This is a genomic window from Paraburkholderia flagellata (assembly GCF_021390645.1).
Classification (GTDB): domain Bacteria; phylum Pseudomonadota; class Gammaproteobacteria; order Burkholderiales; family Burkholderiaceae; genus Paraburkholderia; species Paraburkholderia flagellata.
On sequence record NZ_JAJEJT010000003.1, the window covers coordinates 739,943 to 760,577 of the forward strand.

At 62.3% G+C, this 20,635-nt stretch carries 17 protein-coding genes; 10 read left to right on the forward strand and 7 right to left on the reverse strand.

The window, feature by feature from the left end:
• Nucleotides 1–92 precede the first annotated feature (92 nt).
• Genes L0U83_RS26995 through L0U83_RS27005 form a run of 3 tightly spaced genes read right to left on the reverse strand, consistent with a single transcriptional unit; the run spans nucleotide 93 to nucleotide 5,992 of the window.
• Entirely contained in the window at nucleotides 93–1,541 is a 1,449-nt protein-coding gene (locus L0U83_RS26995; RefSeq protein WP_233887215.1) for an efflux transporter outer membrane subunit, read from the reverse strand.
• Nucleotides 1,538–4,750: an efflux RND transporter permease subunit gene (locus L0U83_RS27000; protein ID WP_233887216.1), complete on the reverse strand. Its 3,213-nt coding sequence runs from the start codon at nucleotides 4,748–4,750 to the stop codon at nucleotides 1,538–1,540. The genes L0U83_RS26995 and L0U83_RS27000 overlap by 4 nt, the downstream gene beginning before the upstream one ends.
• A gap of 9 nt (nucleotides 4,751–4,759) precedes the next feature.
• Complete coding sequence (locus L0U83_RS27005; protein WP_373321141.1) at nucleotides 4,760–5,992, reverse strand: efflux RND transporter periplasmic adaptor subunit; 1,233 nt, start codon at nucleotides 5,990–5,992, stop codon at nucleotides 4,760–4,762.
• Between the two features lie 307 nt (nucleotides 5,993–6,299).
• Between L0U83_RS27005 and L0U83_RS27010 the strand changes: the two genes are divergently transcribed.
• Complete coding sequence (locus tag L0U83_RS27010) at nucleotides 6,300–6,941, forward strand: TetR/AcrR family transcriptional regulator (RefSeq protein ID WP_233887217.1); 642 nt, start codon at nucleotides 6,300–6,302, stop codon at nucleotides 6,939–6,941.
• A gap of 28 nt (nucleotides 6,942–6,969) precedes the next feature.
• Here L0U83_RS27010 and L0U83_RS27015 read toward each other — a convergent pair whose 3' ends face one another.
• The gene (locus L0U83_RS27015; protein WP_233887218.1) at nucleotides 6,970–7,425 is read right to left on the reverse strand and encodes an MEKHLA domain-containing protein; all 456 of its coding nucleotides are present in this window, start codon (nucleotides 7,423–7,425) and stop codon (nucleotides 6,970–6,972) included.
• Between the two features lie 373 nt (nucleotides 7,426–7,798).
• On the opposite strand from L0U83_RS27015, the gene L0U83_RS27020 reads away from it, so the two are divergent.
• The 3 genes from L0U83_RS27020 to L0U83_RS27030 all read left to right on the forward strand — a co-directional run bounded on the left by L0U83_RS27020 (nucleotide 7,799) and on the right by L0U83_RS27030 (nucleotide 10,460).
• Nucleotides 7,799–9,340, forward strand: a complete 1,542-nt coding sequence (locus L0U83_RS27020; protein WP_233887219.1) for a methyl-accepting chemotaxis protein — start codon at nucleotides 7,799–7,801, stop codon at nucleotides 9,338–9,340.
• Nucleotides 9,341–9,506: 166 nt separating this feature from the next.
• Nucleotides 9,507–10,001, forward strand: a complete 495-nt coding sequence (locus tag L0U83_RS27025) for a molybdopterin-dependent oxidoreductase (RefSeq protein ID WP_233887220.1) — start codon at nucleotides 9,507–9,509, stop codon at nucleotides 9,999–10,001.
• Between the two features lie 252 nt (nucleotides 10,002–10,253).
• Complete coding sequence (locus L0U83_RS27030) at nucleotides 10,254–10,460, forward strand: hypothetical protein (protein WP_233887221.1); 207 nt, start codon at nucleotides 10,254–10,256, stop codon at nucleotides 10,458–10,460.
• Nucleotides 10,461–10,534: 74 nt separating this feature from the next.
• Here the strand turns inward: L0U83_RS27030 and L0U83_RS27035 are convergent, their stop codons facing one another.
• A complete protein-coding gene (locus L0U83_RS27035) occupies nucleotides 10,535–10,903 on the reverse strand; it encodes an antibiotic biosynthesis monooxygenase family protein (RefSeq protein WP_233887222.1) in 369 nt (122 codons plus the stop codon).
• A gap of 95 nt (nucleotides 10,904–10,998) precedes the next feature.
• Here L0U83_RS27035 and L0U83_RS27040 point away from each other — a divergent pair, with 95 nt between their 5' ends.
• The 4 genes from L0U83_RS27040 (at nucleotide 10,999) to L0U83_RS27055 (ending at nucleotide 15,336) form a co-directional block, all read left to right on the forward strand.
• Nucleotides 10,999–11,475 (forward strand): MarR family winged helix-turn-helix transcriptional regulator, encoded by a 477-nt coding sequence (locus L0U83_RS27040; protein WP_233887223.1) that lies wholly within the window; start codon nucleotides 10,999–11,001, stop codon nucleotides 11,473–11,475.
• A 112-nt stretch (nucleotides 11,476–11,587) separates the two neighbouring features.
• Nucleotides 11,588–12,859 (forward strand): cardiolipin synthase, encoded by a 1,272-nt coding sequence (gene cls / locus L0U83_RS27045; protein ID WP_233887224.1) that lies wholly within the window; start codon nucleotides 11,588–11,590, stop codon nucleotides 12,857–12,859.
• A 131-nt stretch (nucleotides 12,860–12,990) separates the two neighbouring features.
• The gene (locus L0U83_RS27050) at nucleotides 12,991–13,977 is read left to right on the forward strand and encodes a GNAT family N-acetyltransferase (protein WP_233887225.1); all 987 of its coding nucleotides are present in this window, start codon (nucleotides 12,991–12,993) and stop codon (nucleotides 13,975–13,977) included.
• Nucleotides 13,978–14,094: 117 nt separating this feature from the next.
• Nucleotides 14,095–15,336, forward strand: coding sequence for a cystathionine gamma-synthase family protein (locus L0U83_RS27055; protein ID WP_233887226.1), 1,242 nt, complete (start codon nucleotides 14,095–14,097; stop codon nucleotides 15,334–15,336).
• Nucleotides 15,337–15,398: 62 nt separating this feature from the next.
• On the opposite strand, the gene L0U83_RS27060 is transcribed toward L0U83_RS27055, so the two are convergent.
• A complete protein-coding gene (locus L0U83_RS27060; protein ID WP_233887227.1) occupies nucleotides 15,399–16,301 on the reverse strand; it encodes an NAD-dependent epimerase/dehydratase family protein in 903 nt (300 codons plus the stop codon).
• Nucleotides 16,302–16,490: 189 nt separating this feature from the next.
• The gene (locus tag L0U83_RS27065; protein WP_233887228.1) at nucleotides 16,491–17,420 is read right to left on the reverse strand and encodes a LysR family transcriptional regulator; all 930 of its coding nucleotides are present in this window, start codon (nucleotides 17,418–17,420) and stop codon (nucleotides 16,491–16,493) included.
• A 116-nt stretch (nucleotides 17,421–17,536) separates the two neighbouring features.
• Here L0U83_RS27065 and L0U83_RS27070 point away from each other — a divergent pair, with 116 nt between their 5' ends.
• Together L0U83_RS27070 and dctA are read left to right on the forward strand one after the other, a co-directional pair.
• Complete coding sequence (locus L0U83_RS27070) at nucleotides 17,537–18,703, forward strand: mandelate racemase/muconate lactonizing enzyme family protein (protein ID WP_233887229.1); 1,167 nt, start codon at nucleotides 17,537–17,539, stop codon at nucleotides 18,701–18,703.
• Nucleotides 18,704–18,818: 115 nt separating this feature from the next.
• Nucleotides 18,819–20,162: a C4-dicarboxylate transporter DctA gene (gene dctA, locus L0U83_RS27075; protein WP_233887230.1), complete on the forward strand. Its 1,344-nt coding sequence runs from the start codon at nucleotides 18,819–18,821 to the stop codon at nucleotides 20,160–20,162.
• The last annotated feature ends 473 nt before the right edge of the window (nucleotides 20,163–20,635 follow it).

Below are 20,635 nucleotides of genomic sequence, written 5' to 3' on the forward strand. Positions count from 1 at the left end.
CAAGGAAAACGCGAACGCCGGCGCGCAACGCAGCGCCGGCCAATGCAATTCTAGCGGGTCGCGCGCTGCGATCGCATTTCGCCTCGCATGCGTCAGGAACGCGCCGGGTCGCTTGCGGCAGCCGGCTCTTGCACGCTCGTCGCAGACCAGCCGCCGCCCAGCACCTTGTACAGCGTGACCTGATTCGACAGCTTCGCCAGTTCGTCGGTGACGAGTTGCTCCTGCGCGGTGTAGAGCGTGCGTTGCGCGGTCAGCACGGTCAGGAAGCTGTCGGTGCCGGTCTTGTAGCGCGCCTGCGCGAGATCGTAGTAATCCTGCGCCGATTTCACGTACTCGCGGTCCGCCTCGACCTGATCGACATAGGTCGCGCGCCCCGCCAGTGCGTTCGACACTTCCTTGAACGCCGTCTGGATCGCCTTTTCGTAGTCGGCCACGTCGATATCCTTCTCGATCTTCGCGACGTCGAGCGACGCCTTGTTGCTGCCATAATCGAAGATCGGCATCGTGATCGTCGGCGCGAACGTCCACGCGCCCGTGCTTGCCTTGAACAGCTCCGAGAGGCTCGTGCTGGCGGTGCCCGCGCTCGCCGTCAGCTCGATCTTGGGAAAGAACGCCGCGCGCGCGGCGCCGATATTCGCGTTCGCCGCCTTGAGCGTATGCTCGGCCTCGATGATATCGGGCCGGCACGCGAGCAAATCGGATGGGATGCCTGCATCGACCTCGGCGAACATGGCGTCGCTCTCCAGCAGCGTGGGACCCGTGGCAAAGTCATCGGGCAACGGGCAGCCAATTTCGGCGATCAGATTGTTGCGGTCCTGCGCGACCGCGCGCGTGTACGACGCCACACTCGCGCGTGCGCTCGCAAGCGAGGTCTGCGCCTCACGCACGTCCTGAAGCGAGGCACTGCCGATCTTCATCATGCTCAGCGTGAGGTCGTAGGTGCTCTGGTTGGCCGTGGCGGTATCGGTCGAGACCTTCAGCAAGGTCTGGTCAGAGAGCAATTGCAGATAGTCGGTCGCAACGTCGGCCACGAGCGATAGCTGCGTGCTGGTGCGCGAGGCCTGCGTCGACAGATAGTTTTCGAGCGCCTGGCGCTTCAGGCTCCGAATGCGCCCGAAGAAGTCGATTTCCCACGACGTCGTGCCGACCGACACGGTGTTCGAGTGGCTCATCGCGCCATCGGTGCGCGTGTTCGTGAGCGAGCCGCCGGCGTCGATCGTCGGCGCCAGCTCCGCGCGCGTGATGCGGTACTGCGCCTCGTATTCGGCCACCTGCAGCGCCGCGACGCGCAGGTCGCGATTGTGGTCAAGCGCGAGCGCGATCAGCTCTTGCAGATGCGGGTCCTTGAAGTAGTCGCGCCAGCCGACGTCGGCCGCGTTCGGTGACGTAGGTGACACAGCCACCGCAGCCGAAGCCGCATCGTACGCGGCGCCCGTCGGCCATGTGGTAGCCACCGGCGACGCGGGACGTTGATAAACCGGGTCGAGCGAACACGCACTCAATGCTGCCGCACAGAGCACGGACAGAAGCTTCAATTTCATTCATGGTCCTTTGCGGGCGGCGTGGCTTCGCTCTCGCCATGCTCGTTGAACAGCTTGCGCACGACAATGAAGAACACGGGCACGAAGAAGATGGCGAGCGCCGTCGCCGCGATCATCCCGCCGGCAACGCCGGTTCCGATCGCATGGCGCGCGGCCGAGCCCGCGCCGGTGCTGATCACGAGCGGCAGCACGCCGAACACGAAAGCCAGCGACGTCATGAGAATCGGCCGCAAGCGCTGGTGCGCCGCTTCGAGCGTGGCCTCGACGAGCCCGCGGCCCTGTGCCTGGAGGTCCTTAGCGAATTCGACGATCAGGATCGCGTTCTTCGTTGCGAGACCGATTGTCGTCAGCAGGCCGACCTTGAAATACACGTCGTTCGACAGGCCGCGTAAATGCGCGCCCAACAACGCGCCAAGCACGCCGATCGGCACCACGAGAATGACGGCAAGCGGCACCGACCAGCTTTCGTACAGCCCCGCGAGGCAGAGGAACACCACGATCAGCGAAATGGCGTACAGGTACGTGGCCTGGGAACCCGCGAGCACTTCCTGATACGACTGCCCCGTCCACTCGATACCGAATCCAGCGGGCAACTGCTTCGCGAGATTATCGACAGCGGCCATCGCCTGACCAGTGCTCACGCCGGGTGCGGGCTGCGCGCTCATCTGCATCGCCAGTTCGCGGTTGTAGCGTTCGATCTGCGGCGGCCCGAACGTCCAGCGCGTGGTGGCGAACGCCGAGAATGGCACCATCTGGCCGTCGTAGCCCGAGGTCGTCGTGGATGACGTCGATGTAGAACTCGACGAAGAAGACGAACTTGAGGATGACGAACTACTTGTCGAAGAATCCGCGCGCACGTACCACTGGCCGATGTTGTCCGGCATCATGCGGTACGGCGCGTCCGCCTGCACGTAAACCTTCTGGATCCGCCCGGTATCGATGTAGTTATTCACGTACGCCGAACCGAATGCCGTGGAAATCGTCGTATCGACATCGGCGATCGACAGCCCTAGCGCACTCGCCTTCTCCCGGTCGATATCGACAAAGAGCTGCGGCGTATCTTCGAGGCCCGCCGGTCGCGTCATCGCAAGCGACGGATCCTTCGCGGCCAGCGCGACGAACTGGTTGCGCGCCTTCAGCAGCTTGTCATGACCCTGGCCCGCACGGTCCTCGATCTCGAAGTCTAGACCGCTCTGCGTGCCGAGGCCATGAATTGCGGGCTCGTTCATCACGAAGATCTGCGCATCGCGAATGCGCGCGAAGGCGGCGTTCGCGCGATTGATGACCGCTTGCGCACTATCGTTCGAACCGCGCTGGCTCCAGTCCTTCAACTGCACGAACGCGAGTGCGTTGTTCTGCCCTTGCCCGTTGAAGCTGAATCCGTTCACGGCCATCACGTGCGACACCGCGGGCTGCCTGAGGAAATACTGCTCGACGGCAGCCACGGTCTTCAGCGTCTTCGAGGAAGGCGTGCCGACCGGCGCCGAGATGGACACCATGACCGAGCCCTGGTCCTCTTCCGGCAGATAAGACGAAGGCAGCGTCACATACAGAATGCCGACCACGCCTGCAATGAGCGCATAACCAAACATCCAGCGCGCGGGCTTCGCCACCACACGCGTCAACGTAGCGCTATAGCGCGCATTGCTCTTCGTGAAGAGGCGGTTGAACGCGCCGAGCAATCCGCGGCTCTGCGCATGTTCGACCGCCGACGGGCTCAGCAAGCTCGCGCAGAGCGCGGGCGTAAGCGTCATGGCGAGCAGCACCGAGAGCACCATCGCCGAAACGATGGTGACCGAAAACTGGCGATAGATCGCCCCCGTCGAGCCGGAGAAGAATGCCATCGGGATGAACACGGCGGTCAGCACGGTCGTCACGCCCACGAGCGCACCGGTGATCTGACTCATCGCCTTTTTCGTTGCCGCTTTCGCATCGAGCTTTTCTTCGGCCATGATCCGCTCGACGTTCTCGACGACCACGATCGCGTCGTCCACGAGCAAGCCGATCGCGAGCACCATGGCGAACATCGAAAGCACGTTGATCGAGAAGCCGATCGCCGACATCACGCCCAGTGTGCCGAGCAGCGCGACCGGCACGACGATTGTCGGAATCAGCGTCGCACGCAGGTTCTGCAGGAACACGTACATCACGAGGAACACGAGGATCACCGCTTCGAAAAGCGTCTTCATGACCTCCTCGATCGAGATCTTCACGAACGGCGTGGAGTCGTACGGATACGCAATCGCAACGTCCTTGGGCAACTGCGGCTGCAATTCCATGAGCTTGGCGCGTACAGCCTTCGCAACCGCCATGGCGTTCGCGCCGGTCGAGAGCTTGACGGCCAGCGCGGCGGCCGGCTTGCCGTCTAGCCGCGACGACGTGTCGTACGAGTCGCCGCCCACCTCGACGCGAGCGACGTCCTTGAGCAGAACCTTCGAGCCGTCGCTATTCACGCGCAGGAGAATGTCGCCGAACTCGGCGGATGTCGTCATCAGGCTCGACGCGGAGATCGTCGCGTTGATCGCCTGGGAGTCCGTAGCAGGCGCCCCACCGAGTTCGCCGACGGAAAGCTGCACGTTCTGGTTGGTGACAGCCGTCGTCACATCGGAAGCGGTGACGCCGAAACTGCGCAGCTTGACGGGGTCGAGCCAGATCCGCATGGCATGCTGCGCCCCGAACAACGTGACGTCGCCCACGCCGTTGATCTGCGTGAGCGGGTCCTCGATCTGCGTTGCGATGACGTTGCCGAGATCGATCGAATTGAGCGTGCCGCCCGGCGACGACAGCGCGACGATCATCAGAAAGTCGCTCGACGCCTTCGCCACCTGCACGCCCTGCTCCTGCACCGTTTCCGGCAGCGATGCCGTGGCCTGGGTCACCTTGTTCTGCACCTGCACCTGCGCGATATCCGGGTTGGTGCCCGGCTTGAACGTCAGGTTGATGGTCGCCTGCCCCGCGCCGCTGCTCGTCGACGACATGTACAGCAGGTTGTCGATGCCGGAGAGCTTCTGCTCGATCACCTGGGTGACGGTCTTCGCAACCGTGTCGGCGGAGGCGCCCGGATAGGTCGCCGTGACCTGCACCGAGGGCGGCGCGATGGTCGGATATTGCTCGATCGGCAGCGTGGTGGTCGCAGCGCCGCCAATCAACATGATGACGATCGCGATGACCCACGCGAGGATCGGGCGCTGGATGAAGAAACCTGCCATGCGCCCTCCTTACGACGTTGCCGCTGAAGTTGCCGCGGACGTTGCCGCTGACGTTGCCGAAGCGGAACCGGCCGCATCCGCGGCCACGTGAACAGCCACGCCGGCCTGCACCTTTTGCAGCCCGCTTACGATTACGCGGTCGCCGGCCTTCAGTCCGCTCGTGACGATCCACTGGTTTCCATAGGCGTTGTCCGCATGCACCGCGACCTGCTTCGCGTGTCCGGTCGCATTGACGACCCACACGCTCGCGCTGCCGTCCGAAGCGCGCGTGACCGAGAGTTGCGGTACGAGCAGCGCGCTCGTGCTCTCGCCCTCGTCGAGCTGCGCCCGCACGAACATGCCGGGCAGCAGTTCACCCTCCGGGTTCGGGAAGACCATGCGCAACGTCACCGAGCCCGTTGTCGCATCCACGGTGATGCCCGAGAACTGCAGCACGCCCGCGTGTGCGTATGGCGTGCCGTCCTCCATCAAGAGCTGTACCGCTGCGCCCGTGCCTGAGCGCTTGAGCCGGCCCGAGGCAAATGCCTTGCGCAAGCGCAGCCAGTCGGCGCTCGAGCGCGTGACGTCGAGGTACATCTGGTCGTACGCCTGAATGGTCGCGAGCGCGGTGGTCTGCTCAGAAGTCACGAGCGCGCCTTCGGTCACCGACGAAGCGCCGATACGCCCTGAAATGGGCGCCGTGACGCGCGTATAGCCAAGATTGATGTGCGCCGATTCGACCGACGCGCGATCCGCAATCACGTCCGCCTCATCCTCGCGAACGGCCGCGATCGCATCGTCGTTGTCCTGCGCGCTGACCGCGTTGATCTTCACGAGCTGCGCGTAGCGGTCCGCCTTCGTTTTCGCGGAAGCAAGCGTGGCCTCGGCCTTGGCGAGCGTGCCGCGCGTCTGATCGTAGGTCGCCTGGTAGGTGGCGGGATCGATCTGGTAGAGCACCTGGCCGGCCTTCACGTCCGAGCCCTCTACGAAGAACCGCTTCTGCACGATGCCGCCAATCTGCGGACGCACATCCGAAACCTTCAGGGACGAAAGCCGGCCGGAGAGTTCGGCCGTCATCACGATGCGTTGGGGCGCAAGCGTCTTGACGCCGACTTCAACGCCCTGCTCAGTGGGGCTCGCGGGCATCCCGGCGTCGTGACGTTGACAGCCGGAGATCAATATTGCGGTCGAGCAGAAAAGCGCTGCGCCCAAGCGGTGGCTTTTCCTGCTCCACCCATTTCTTGCATGAATCTGTTGTGGCATATATCCCATCGAATCGCGCATTGAATCGCCTTACCGGAACACGGACAGGTGCGAAGCAATTGACTCGCAGTACTAAATGGTTGAAGTCGTGCGATCGGGAAAGGCGACGCCTCAGCGCGCATCACCTTCCAACCCTAAATGTCGTGTTCCCGATCACATAACTAAACTGAACGGTATGGTTTATAATTGAACACTTGATGGCTGTCAATTTCATTACCCGACACGATTGTTTCCATCCATGACTGTCCGGTGTGTTTGCGTGGACGCTCGCGTCCGAGCCAGAGAGCGAGTGAGGAAGGGAGACTGCATGAGAAAGAAGACCGAAGAAAAGCGCCAATCCATCATCGAAGCCGCACTGGAAGTGTTCCGGGACGAAGGCTTCGAGCAGGCGTCGATGACGCAAATCGCGGCTCGATCAGGCGCGTCGAAGGCGACGCTGTATAGCTATTTCGAGTCGAAAGAAGCGTTATTTGCTGAAACAATGACGAGCCGCGCCGGTACAGAAATCCGGGATGCGTTCAGTCAGTTGACCCTCGATATGCCGCTAGACGAGTCGCTTGTCGCGTTCGGACTCCACTACCTGGGCGCCGTGCTGCAGCCCTCTTTTCTCGCGATACGCCGCCTCTGCCATCAGGAAGTCGACCGGTCGAACGTGGGCCGGGTCTTGTACGAATCGGGTCCAAAACTGGGTTTGATGCACGTGCGCGACTTCCTGGAGAGCGCGATCGCGTCGGGCGCAATTCGGCCCTGTGACGCAGGCGTCGCTGCGCACCATCTGCTGGCGCTTCTCGAGGCAGAACTGGTCGAAATCGCGACGCTCGGCTATGAAGTGAAAGCCTCGCGCGCGAAACTGGCGCCGGTCGTGAACCGGGCGGTGGACGTATTTCTCGCGGGCTATGCGGTGGCAGCGCCACAAGCGAAACAGAAACGCCCGCTGAATCCGGAATGATCGCGGGCTTCGCTAGCGCTCGTGCGCGTCAGCAAGGCGCGATATGCGGAATCATCGCGGCCTGACCGTGCAGCACGCCGGCTTCGTCGATCAATTGCCATACAGTCGCGCGCTCGATCCAGAAGCGCTGCCCCGACTTCGTGATGCGAATGCCTCGATAGTCTTTCACGAAGCCTTCACGCGTAACCGAATCGAGAAATGCCTGCCGCTCACTACGCTCGGGCGCCTGCGCCGAAAGACGCGAAGGCAGCGCCGTGATTTCATCCCAGTCATAGCCGAAGATCGCCTGCGCGCGACGATTGCCATACATGAACACGGGGTCCGCCTGCGTGCCGTGCGCAAGCAAGCCGAACGGCGCGCGCTCGTAGAGCCAGGCCGCGCCCTCTGGGTCGCTCATGCCTTCGGGCACGAGTGCAACGCCCAACAGGCGGCGATAGCTATTCGCGAGAAGGCGAAAAAATTCGGTATCCGTGTGCGGTGACATTCAGACTGGCTCCTTCGAATCGAGGGGTTTCGCGCTGCGCATTCTATCAACCGCGTGTAAAAACGCGCGCCGTCCATTGGAAAATGCACGCCGATAAAAGCCAGATTGCAACGACCAATTTAATAAGCATCCCATATTAAGTTCCAAAATTCAGTCACGCCCCGCAGCGGGAGTTTTTTGTGAAATATCTCGTGAATAGTCGGACTTTTATCGGCATTTTCGATCTCCAACACTACTCGCGAGAAAGATGCTTTCAACGGCTTCCGTATGACGAAAGACGCCGTAATGCGCCAATACTCAAGAAGGGCCGGCGCGTGCCGTAATAAGGGAGTCGGCGCGCCATGCGCCCTGCATTTTCAGCCATTCGCCCCCTATGAAGCTCAGCCGCAAGATTCCCCTCGCTTTCGCCGCGTCGCTCACCCTCATGTCGGCGGGCGCGTTTTACGGCATCCACACGCTCAACCAGGCAATCGATACGTATCGCACCACCGTGCAGGACGCCGCCGCGAACGAGCGCATGGTGTCGGCCACGCTCGTTGCGTTCAAGCTGCAAGTGCAGGAGTGGAAGGACACGCTCCTGCGCGGCAAGGACCCGCAAAAGCTCGATCGTTACTGGAGCGCGTTTCAGAAGCGCGAGCGCACCGTGAACGATCTCGCCGCCGCGCTCGAAACAAAGCTGCCCGATGGCGAAGCGCGCGCGCTCGTCGAGCAATTCGCCGCGGCGCATGAAGCAATGGGCCAGGGATACCGCAAGGGCTTCGAGGCGTTCAAGGCAGCGGGCGCCGATCCCGTTGCGGGCGATACCGTGGTCGCCGGTGTCGATCGCGCCCCGGCCGAGCTGCTCGACCGCGCCGCGCAGACCATTGCCGCCACCAACGCACAGGTGGCCGCACTGGCCGCGGTACAAGCCGCGCACGCGACCATCGTGAGCGCCGTGCTGATGGTGGTCGCCTTCCTGCTCGCGCTGGCGGGCGGCGTGCTGTTCAGCCGCACGGTAACGCGCCCGCTGGGGCGCGCCGTGGGCTTTGCCCGCGAGGTCGCCAACGGTGACCTGTCGACCGATCTGCATACGCACGGCGACGACGAAACCGCGGAACTGCTCATGGCGCTTGCGAAAATGCAGACGAGTCTCGCGCGCGTGGTGAGCGAGGTCCGCGCCAATGCCGAAGGCGTGGCGACGGCGAGCGCGCAGATCGCCTCGGGCAACCAGAATCTGTCCTCGCGCACCGAAGAGCAGGCAGCGTCGCTCGAAGAAACCGCCGCGAGCATGGAAGAACTCACGTCGATCGTGCGCATGAACGCCCAGAATGCGGAGCACGCCACCTCGCTTGCGGGCACGGCGGCGCAGACCGCGGCGCGCGGCGGCACGGTGATGCGCGGCGTGGTCGGCACGATGCAGTCCATCGCCCACAGCTCGAGCAAGGTCGGCGAGATCATCGGGTTGATCGACGGCATCGCGTTTCAAACCAACATTCTCGCGCTCAACGCGGCCGTCGAAGCGGCGCGTGCGGGTGAACAAGGCCGCGGTTTCGCCGTTGTCGCAGGCGAAGTCCGCACGCTCGCGCAACGTAGCGCGAGCGCGGCGCGCGAGATCAAGACGCTCATCGAGCAGTCGAAAGAACACGTCGCAAGCGGATCGTCCCAGGTGGCCGACGCCGGGCAGATCATCGACGAGATCGTCGAAGCCGTGCAGCGGGTTTCCGGCACCGTCCAGGATATTTCAACGGCGTCGCGCGAACAGTCGACAGGCATCGAACAGGTGAACATCGCCGTCACGCAAATGGACGAAGTCACACAGCAGAACGCGGCGCTCGTGGAGGAAGCATCGGCGGCAACGTATGCGCTGGCCGAGCAGGCGCACGCGCTTCGCGAAACCGTCGCCGCGTTCAGGCTCAGGGATGCCGCCATGGCCTGACTTCACGCGTACGAACGCACCGCTTCGGGGGACATAACCGCTATCGCATGTCCGGCATCTTGCGCACGAGGCTGACTCCGGTGAATCGCGAGCGTAATATACGCGAGGCTATATCGCACGCGACATTGCCCGCTCATCGAACAGATACCGGCCCGGAGACTCATACATGGATATCGCGACCGCCCCCGTCCCAATCGACAATGCCGCTGGGCAAGGCGCCCCGCTTCAACTCACGGGCAGCCTCGTGCATCCGATGTCCCTGTCGCTCGAAGCGCTTCGGCAATATCCGGCCGTGACGTGCCCCGCGTTCGATCTGCGCTGCTACACGACCCAGCGCTTCATCCGGACGGTCGCGCCCTATCGCGGCGTGCGCTTGACGGATCTGCTCGGTGAGGCGGAACTGCGCAACGACGTGGACGGCGACTTCAAGCGCATGATCTTCCTCGCCGTCGGCCACGACGGTTACTTCGTGACGTTCTCGTGGCACGAACTGTTCAACACGCCCGTGGGCGAGCAGGTGATCGTGGCGTACGAATGCGGGGACAAAGCGCTCGACGCGCAGCACGGCGCCCCCGTGCTCTTCTCCGGCGCCGATCTCGTACCCGCGCCGCGCCACGTCAAACGTCTCGCGCGCATCGAGGCTCGCGTGCTCGCGCTCTGAGGCCTCTCCACCCGGCTGGCTTGTGCAACGCAGGCTGGCCCGCATTCTCGCCGTATATCAGCGCTCATGTCCCTATTTCTTGAGGCGTTAGCCGCAAGAAATCTTCATCCCACTGCTTGAAAGCAAAGCTTACGAAATGTAAACTCATCGTAAGCTTTTGACTCGGAAGCCGTCTTCCCGGGTTTTCTGGCGTACTTCGAGTCAATTCATCGATAGTTTAGTAATCCTTTATTTTATCGTCAGGAGAAAGCCATGTACTCGTACTTCAGCCGACTCAACGCCACCTTCGCCATTGCAGGCCTCCTCGCAATGGCGCCGTTCATGGCCATGGCCCGCCTGCCAGCACCGACCGCTTCCCCGCACGGCGACTCCATCGTCAAGAAGCGTCTGTCGAGCCGCGCCGCAGATGACGAACATCGCACCAGCGAGTCCGGTGGAAGTGAATCTGTGACCAAGTGACGAGTGATAAGCGTTCCTGATCGAATTAACCACACATCCACTCGCCTGCCGAATGAAATCGAAGGAGGCCGTGCCTAACTCGCGCAAATACCCGGCACGGCGACCTTCTGGAAGATGTGCGGCGATGCGATCACAGAGGAGGGGTAAGCGGCCAGGCTCGACCGGAACGCCGGATGCGAGAATGCCGCCCGAAAATGCGCGGTGGATTCCCAGACCGCGTAGTTCATGTAGGCCGGATGTTCTCCGAGCGCGCGATGGAGTTGCGTCGAAATGAAGCCGGGTTGTTGCTTCATGAATGCGGCATCGTCCTGCCAGACCTCGAGGAACTTCGCCTCATCGGCGAGATCGACTGTGAAGACGTTCACGAGCACAACGGGCTCGGCGTCAATGGCAAGTTGACGCTCGATCGGGCAGGAAGGATCAAGCGGTCGTAGTTGCAGCATGGTGCACTCCTGGTTCTATAAGCATGATGTCAACCCATCATGGGCAATTTATAGTAAATTGACATCATGATGTCAATTTGAAATTAAGGTGCCATATGCGCGAACCTGTGAGAACACCGGCCGGCGAACTCCTGTCGAGCATCATCCTCGATCTCTTCCGGCTCAATAACGGACTGCTCACCTCGGGGGACCGCCTGGTCGAGGGCCTCGGGCTCACGAGCGCGCGCTGGCAAATGCTAGGCGCCATCAGTGCCGCAGAGCGGCCACAGCCAGTGGCCTGGATCGCCCGGGATCTGGGGGCCAATCGGCAGAACGTACAACGGATCGTCAACGACCTCGCAAACGACGGTCTGGTGCGCTTCGAGACAAATCCTCACCATCGCCGCGCACAACTGGTCGTTTTGACCGACGAGGGCAGGCAGGCATTCGAGGCCGCCATGCGTCTTCAGGCCCCTTGGGTCAACCGCCTGGCCGATGGCGTCACGGTCAACGAGATCAAGGCCGCGCATCGCGTCATGATGAAATTGCTGGCGAATCTGGACAGCATGGCCGAAGCCGCTGATCCGCTCTGATCCGGATCGATCTCCCGGCGCCGCTCGCGCATGCAATGTGCTACCAGGATGGCATCGTTCCCAGGCGGGCGCCGGGACACCCATCAATCCATCCGCCAGGCGAGGCCCACGCATGCCGACGATTGCCCTCATTGCCGTGACCGTCGCGGTGACGCTCGTCGTCATCCTCGTGATTGCGAACCTCACGAGCGGCGAAAAGAAGATCGAGCACAAGATCGAACGCCTTTACGCGAGCGACAGTCCGCAGTTCATCCGCTCGATGGGGCTGCTGCTCGGGCCACCCGTCGTGGGAGGCAATCGCTTCGAGGCGCTCGTGAACGGCGACGAAATCTTTCCGTCGATGCTGGAGGGCATGCGCTCGGCGCAGCACACCATCACCTTCGAGACCTTCATTTACTGGTCCGGGGCAATCGGCGAGGAAATCGCACGCGTGCTGGCCGACAAGGCGCGCGCGGGTATCGCCGTGCATGTGCTGCTCGACTGGGTTGGCTCCTCGAAGATGGACAAGCGCTATCAACGGATGCTGCGCGAGGCCGGTGTCCAGCTCGTGCTGTATCACAAGCCGCACTGGACGGGCCTTGGCCGCATGAACGACCGCACGCACCGCAAGCTGCTCGTGATCGACGGGCGCATCGGCTTTACGGGCGGCGTAGGTATTGCCGACGAATGGACCGGCCACGCGCAGGATGAAAAACACTGGCGCGATACGCACTTTCGCGTTGAAGGCCCGGCGGTCGGACAGATGCAGGCTGTCTTCATGGACAACTGGGTCAAGTCGACCGGCAATGTGCTGCACGGCCCGCGATACTTTCCCGAGATCGACGCTGCGGGCAACGGCCTCGCGCACGTGTTCAGCAGTTCGCCATCGGGCGGCAGCGACGACATGGAGCTGATGTACCTCATGGCGATCACCGCGGCGGAGCACTCCATCCACTTGTCGACGGCGTACTTCGTGCCGGACAAGCTGACGATCAACGCAATCGTCGAAGCAGCGAAGCGCGGCGTGAAGGTGCGCGTCATCACGCCCGGCAAGCGCATCGACACCCACACGGTGCGCGAGGCGTCGCGTGCGTGCTGGGGCGACCTGCTCGCTGCGGGCGTGCAGATGTACGAGTATCAGCCGACGATGTTCCACTGCAAGGTAATCGTCGTCGACGAATACCTGGTGTCGGTCGGCTCGACCAATTTCGACAGCCGCTCGTTCAAGCTCAACGACGAGGCCAATCTCAACATCTACGACCGCGATTTTGCCCGCCAGCAGACCGCCATTTTCGATGCCGACGCGGCCCTCGCGAAACGCATCACGCTTGACGATTGGCGCAGCCGTTCGCTGCGCGAAAGGCTGCTCGAACGCGTGGCCGCCCTCCTCGATTCGCAACTATGACCCACGTCGAGGGCATCCGGGCGACCTGCACGCGCGCTACGGGCCATTCGACAACGAAGCGAAGATCGCCGACAATCGGTGCCCAACATCCGGCAGTCATCAAAACAGTCAGAAGAAAGGGACCGCAACCCATGCTGCACATCGAGGATCTGGCCACTGCGCCGGAGGGGTTTCTGCGTGACGAGACAGAAGGGGCGGACTACTACGAGGCTTTTCGTACTGCACGCCTGGATGATTTCAGCTTCGGCTACTTTGCCGTCTACCGGGACGGCGCGCTCGTCACCGTGGCGCCCTATTTCGTGATGGATTTCCGGCTCAATACCTTGCTCCCCAACGGCTGGCTGAAGGCCGGTTTGAGCTGGATCCGGTTCAAGCTGGCCTGCGTCGGGCACCCGAGCGTGGATCTCGGCCGCATTCACGGAGAAGTCTCGCAGGAGACGCTTGCGGCCATCACCACGGCGCTGGCGAAGAAAGGCAGCCTGCTCGCCTACAAGGGTTTCGGCGAGCATTTGCCGCTGCAGGGCTTTGTCGCCGCAAAAGGCCTGCCCGTACCCGTGCTCTCGATCGGCCCGGACTACTACGAGGCGCTGAAGAGCGACCGTAGAAACCTGCTCAAGCGCAAGCTGAAGAAAGCGGCCGCCCTGCGCTATGAAGAATGCGCGGGTCTGCCCGATCACCTCATCGCGCGTGTGTATGCGCTTTATCTGAACACCTGGCAAAAAGCCGAACTGAAGTTTGAAAAGCTGACGCCGGAGTATTTCGCCAATACCCGTCACCTGAGCCATTATTTGCTGTTCTTTCTGGATGACGAGTTGATTGGGTTCACCCAGTTGCTCGGGAAGGGGCGCTACCTGGTCAACCGCTATATCGGCCTCGATTACGACAAGAGCCGCGACTACGGTTTGTACTTCGCCATGTTCATTCGCGCGGTCGAGTTCGGCATCCGCGAAGGCTTTGAGCAAATCGAGCTGGGCGCCACGTCCTACGAGTTCAAACGCGTTCTGGGCGCGCGCCAGGTCCCAACGTGGAATCACTACCGGCACAACAATGCGCTGGTCAACTGGCTGCTCGGGAAGCTGCGCGGCGTGCTGGAACCGTCGGAGTCCGAACTGCGTTAGCGCAGCGGCGTGCTTTGGGCGCGCTTTGGGAACCCAGGCGCGGTGCGCGCCAATGCCGGCAACAGGCGTTACAGGCGATAATCTGCCTGCTGAATCGACTTGAGAAACGGAGTAAGAATGAGCAAGCAAGGCTTCACCACTGGCATCGTTCACGGCGACAGAATCGCGGGCACCGAGCACGGCGGCGTGCGTCAACCGATTCATACGTCCGTCCAATATGGTTTCGAGCGCGTCGAGGACCTGATCGGCGTGTTTCAGGGCACGAAGAAAGGCGGCTTCAACTACGCGCGGCAAGGCACCCCCACGACCGCCGCGCTGGAGCGCAAGATCACGAGCCTGGAAGGCGGCACCGGCACGGTCTGCTTCAGCACCGGCATGGCCGCTATCACGGCGACCTTCCTCACGCTGCTGCGCGCGGGCGATCATCTCGTGTCGAGCCGTTACGTGTTCGGCAACACCAACAGCCTGTTCGGCACGTTGCGCACGCTCGGCGTGGAAGTCACGACCGTCGACGCCTGCGACGCCGCGAACGTCAAGAACGCCATCCAGCCGAATACGCGCATGGTGTTCGTCGAAACCATCGCGAATCCGGGCACGCAGATTCCAGACCTGCAAGGCATCGGCGAACTGTGCCGCGAGCGCGGCCTTGTCTATGTCGTCGACAACACGATTACTTCGCCTGCGTTGTTCCAGCCGAAGGCGGTCGGCGCGAGCCTCGTCATCAACTCGCTGACGAAGACCATCGCGGGCCACGGCGCCGCACTCGGCGGCGCGGTGACGGATACGGGTCTGTTCGACTGGAGCGCGTATCCGAACATCGCAGACGACTATCGGCGCTCGGCGGCGAAGGATCAGGGGCTCTTGCAGATCCGCAAGAAAGGCCTGCGGGACATGGGTGCGTCCTTGTCTTCGGAGCAGGCGCACGCCATCGCGATGGGTGCGGAAACGCTGGCCCTGCGCGTGAAGCAAAGCAGCGACAATGCGCTCGCGCTTGCGCAGTTTCTCGAAGGCCACGCAGCCATTGGCAAGGTGTTCTATCCGGGGCTCAAGAGCCATCCGCAATACGAGGTCGCACAGGCGCTGTTCAAGGGCGCGTCGTGGCTGCTCTCGTTCGAACTCCTCAATGCCGAGCGCATGATCGACGTCGTCAACGCGCTCGAACTGCCGATCAAGGCGACCGGTCTCGGCGACACCCGCACGCTCATCATTCCCGTCGCGCCGACGATCTTTTTCGAAGCCGGCGCAGAAACGCGCAAGGCGATGGGCATCTCCGACGGCATGCTGCGGCTTTCGGCGGGCATCGAGGATATCGACGATCTGATCGCGGACTTCTCGCAAGCGCTCAAGCTGGCGGCATAACGCGTGACGTGGTGCTTGCATGAACAGGGCCAGCACGCGCTGGCCCTGTGCGTGTGCAGCGCTTACGGATTGAAGCGTTTCGCCTCGTCGCGCCAGTAGTGCTGCTGCTGCCAGCCGAGCAGCCGTTTGAGCTTCTCGTTGCTGAGCAGCGTCTCGAACTCGCCGAGGGCCTTCTTGACCGGCACGCCCGGATAGTAGCGATCCAGCAAGGTCTGCGTCGGCAAGTCGGAAGACACATCGTCCGCCGCGACGTTCATGATCTCGAAACCGAGCCCGTCCGTTTCGATGGCCAGCCTGCACGCGTTGGCGAGATCCCGCCCGTCGATATAGCTCCACGCAATGCGCTTGCGCAGCGCGGGGTCCTTGAGCCACGTGGAAAACTTCGCGTAGTCCTCGGGATCGAGCACGTTGCCAATGCGAAAGCAGTAGATGTCCGATCCGGTGCGCGCCTGGAAGGCCTTCGCGGTCACTTCGTTGACCACTTTCGAGGTCGCGTAGCTGTCCATCGGATCGACCGGATAGTTCTCGTCGAGCGGAAAATACGCGGGATCGCGATGCCGGTGGGCGAATACCACGCCGTAGGTCGTCTCGCTCGAGGCCACGATCACCTTGCGCACCCCCAGTTTCGAAGCGGCGTCCAGAATGTTGTAGGTCCCCATCACGTTGATCCGGTAGACCTCGTTATCGGTCGTCAGCATGATGCGAGGAATCGCCGCAAAGTGAACGATCGCGTCGACCGGCTTCGGCTCCAGGTCGTCGGCGAATTCCACCGGCGCCGTGGTCGACGCGATCGCATTGAAAACCTGGCCCGCGTCCGTGATGTCCGTGATGAGGGTACGCGCGGTGCGCTTCGGCATGGGCACGCGGTCCAGATTCAACACTTCGTAGCCGTGGGCCACCAGGTTCTCGACCACCCATTTTCCGGCGAGGCCGCTGCCGCCGGTCACCATGACTCGCTTTGCCATCTGTCTCTCTCCTGTTCGTCGCGTCAATCCAGCCTCTGCGAACGGGCACGTTACCGCAAACATTGGCCGGCTGTAACGTTCAACCCTCAGTTTCCAGCCGGATGGATTGTCGGCGCAGGGCAGGCAATTCGTCAGCGTCGCCAGAGCTTCAGGCGCAGACGGGCGATTCCAGCGCCTCGACGCTGTGATTCACCCGCCCGATTGCGCGGGAGCCGCCACCGCAGCGTGCCGATTGAACCGCTCCGCCAGAAAATCGACGAACGCACGCGCACGCGCCGATTGATTCCGCTTGTTCGGGTAATAAACGAACAAATCGGCAAGCGGCTGCACGAACTCAGGCAGCACAACGCGCAATCGCCCGCTCTCCAGATATTTCGCCAGGTCCCACTCCGAGCGAAGCAGAATGCCGTGACCGTCGAGCGCCCAGCCGAGCACGATGTCGCCGTCGTTGCTCGACAGCATGCCGTGCACCTTCACCGTATGGGCCTCGCCGCCGCGCTCCAGACGCCATATGCCGTAAGCATTGTCGTTCTGGCGATGCACGATGCACTGGTGACTGGCGAGATCGGCAAGCGTCGCGGGCGTACCCTGCTGCTCCAGATAGCGCGGTGAAGCACATAGCAAGCGGCGGTTCGTCATGATGCGCCGCGCAATGAGCCGCTTGTCGGGCAATTCGCCAAAACGGATCGCCAGATCCACGCCGCTTTCGACGAGATCGATCGGCCGGTCGGTGACGTCGAGCTGCACCTCGACATGTGGATGACGCCTCGCGAACTCCGAGACGAGCGGCGCGATCGTCGTGCGTCCGAAACCGAGTGTCGCGTTCACACGCAGCAAGCCGCGCGTCACGGAGCGGCTCGACGACACCACATCCTCCATTTCCTTCACTTCGGCGAGAATGCGCGTCGCGTAGTGCAGAAAGGTCTCGCCTTCGACGGTCAGGCTCACGCTGCGGGTCGTCCGGTTGACGAGCCGCACGCCCAGGCGCGCCTCGAGCTGCGCGAGCCGTTTGGTCGCCGCCGGCGGCGTGATGTCCATGTCCCGCGCCACGCTCGAAAGGCTTCCATAACGCCCGAGCAGGACGAAAAACTCCAGATACGAGGTCAGATCATTCTTCACCGCAGGTTAATAAAGATGTGAAAACAAGTGAATCATAGTGCCGATCCGGGCGCATAACCTAGCGTCTCCAACAGCCAGCTCACTATGCACGCTGGCCTTGCCACCAGGAGACACCCGTGAGAATCGTCGAAATCCGCGAAAAAACCGTTCCGATCAGTTCCTCGATCCGCAACGCCTATATCGACTTCAGCAAGATGACGCTCAGCCTCGTCGCCGTGGTCACCGACGTGATGCGCGACGGCAAGCCCGTCGTCGGCTATGGCTTCAACTCGAATGGCCGCTACGGCCAGGGCACGCTGATGCGCGAGCGCTTCATCCCCCGCATTCTCGAAGCCGATCCCGCCTCGCTCGTGAGCGACGCAGGCGACAACCTCGACCCGCACAAAATCTGGGCGACGATGTTCAACAACGAAAAGCCGGGCGGCCACGGCGAGCGGTCGGTGGCGATCGGCACGATCGACATGGCGGTGTGGGACGCCGTGGCGAAGATCGAGGGCAAGCCGCTCTTCCAGCTACTCGCCGACCGCTATGGCAACGGCCAGCCGAACCGCAAGATCTTCGTGTACGCGGCCGGCGGCTACTACTACCCCGGCCAGGACCACAACAAGCTCAAGGACGAAATGCGCAGCTATATCGACCGCGGCTACACGGTCGTGAAGAAGAAGATTGGCGGCGCATCGCTCGACGAAGACCTGCGCCGCATCGATTCGATCCTGAGCGTGCTCGGTGACGGCCAGAAGCTTGCCGTCGATGCCAATGGCCGCTTCGATCTGGACACCGCGATCCAGTACGCCAAAGCGCTCTCGCAATACGACCTGTTCTGGTACGAAGAGCCGGGCGACCCGCTCGACTTCGAATTGCAGGCAACGCTGCGCAACTACTACGACAAGCCGATGGCGACCGGCGAGGACCTGTTCTCGATGCAGGACGCGCGCAATCTGATCCGCTACGGCGGCATGCGAGCCGACCGCGACTGGCTGCAGTTCGACTGCGCGCTGAGCTATGGCCTCGTCGAATATCTGCGCACGCTGGAGATGCTGCATCAACACGGCTGGTCCGCGAGCCGCTGCATTCCGCACGGCGGCCATCAGATGTCGCTTAACATCGCGGCGGGCCTCGGGCTCGGCGGCAACGAGTCGTACCCCGACTTGTTCCAGCCTTATGGCGGCTTCCCAGACGGCGTGAAGGTCGACAACGGCTACATCACGATGCCCGACCTGCCCGGTATCGGCTTCGAGGGCAAGGCCGATCTGTTTGCTCAGATGCAAAAGCTCGTGGCTTGACGCCCGCGCGAAGCGAAGTGAAGAGAGAAGCGCGACCGGAAACACAATCGCTGCACGCATGGCGGTTGGCGGTCGCCCTGATTCACGTGGATGGCGCCATGCTCAGGAGACAGACATGCGGCCCTCGAAGCTCAAAAAGTATCTTTCGAAGCTCTACATACAGGTCTTGATCGGGATTGTGGCCGGCATTCTCGTCGGTCACTTCTACCCGGATATCGGCGCCGACCTCAAACCGCTTGGCGATCTCTTCATCAAGCTGATCCGCATGGCGCTCGCGCCGATCATCTTCGCCTCGGTCGTCGTGGGCATTGCCCGCATGAACGATCTGCACGAAGCGGGCCGTGTCGGCGTGAAGGCACTGCTCTACTTCGAAGTGGCGTCGACGATCGCGCTACTCGTGGGTCTCGTCGTCGTGAACGTGATCAAGCCGGGCAGCGGCATGAACATCGACCCGGCGCACCTCGACAGCTCGGCTATCGCCAGCTACGCGCACGCCGCCCACGACCACACGGCGATCGGGTTCCTCATGAGCATCGTGCCGAATAGCATCGTCGGCGCGTTTGCAAACGGAGAAATTCTCCCGATCATATTTTTCTCCGTGCTGTTCGCGATCGCATTGGCGAAGCTCGGTCCGCGCACCGCGCCGCTCGTCGATATGCTCGACATGTTTTTGCAGGGCATGTTCGGCGTCGTGCGTATCGTCATGTATGTCGCGCCCGTGGGCGCGTTCGGCGGCATGGCGTTCACCATCGCGAAGTACGGGCTCGGCACGCTGGCGTCATTTGGCGAGTTGATGCTTTGTCTGTATGTGACGTCGATCTTCTTCGTCGTGGTCGTGCTCGGGCTCGTCATGCGCGTTTGCGGCTTTTCGCTGTGGAAGTATCTGCGCTATATCCGCGACGAAATTCTGATCACGTTCGGCACAGCGTCGACCGAGGCCGTGTTGCCGCAGATGCTGGTCAAGATGGAGAACCTGGGCTGCTCGCGTCCGGTTGTCGGCATGGTGTTGCCGACCGGTTACACGTTCAACGCGGACGGCACGGCGATCTATCTCACGATGGCGGCCCTGTTCGTCGCGCAGGCGATGAATATTCACCTCACCCTGCTCGATCAGATCGTTGTGCTGAGTGTTTTGCTCCTGACTTCAAAGGGGTCGGCCGGCGTGGCGGGCGCGGGGTTCGTCGCACTTGCGGCGACGCTTGCGTCGATGCACAAGATTCCGGTTTCGGGGCTCGTGCTGCTGTTGGGCGTGGATCGGTTTCTGAACGAGGCCCGCGCGGTGACGAATCTGATCGGCAATGGCGTGGCGACGATCGTGGTTGCGCGGTGGGAAGGGGCGATCGATGGCGATCGGGCGCGGGCGGTTTTGAATCGCGAGGTCGAATTCGAGGTTGGGGAGGATGCTGGCGATCTGGCTTTGCCGTGCCACGAGGCTGTTAGAAAACCTTCTGTGAGTTGAGCGCTTTGGGCTTTCCTTGTGGTCGCGTCGGTATGCGAGCGTTGCCCCTGTGCGGGGCGGCACCTACTTTTCTTTGCAGCGGCAAAGAAAAGTAGGCAAAAGAAAGCCGCTCAAACCGCCAGCGCCTGCCACAGTTCACCTTTGGCCGTTCATGCCAGTGGCTCCGGAGCGTCTGTCGCCTCGCACCACACAGGTTAGTGACAAAGGGCTCATTCATCCCGCTGCTCGCTACGCGCGCAGCGGCCGGGTCTGCAAGGGAAACCGAACGTTACGGCTGAACATGGGCGAGAACTCATATGCCCTGACTGTCTTGGACTATGTCCTTCGGCGCGCGTAGCGCCGCCGGAAGGATGAGCGCCTTGTCACTCCGGCTGTGGACGAGTGGCGACAGACGCTCCGGAGCCACTGTCCATAACGGACAGAGGTGAACTGTGGCAGGCACTGGCGGTTTGAGCGGCTTTCTTTTGCCTACT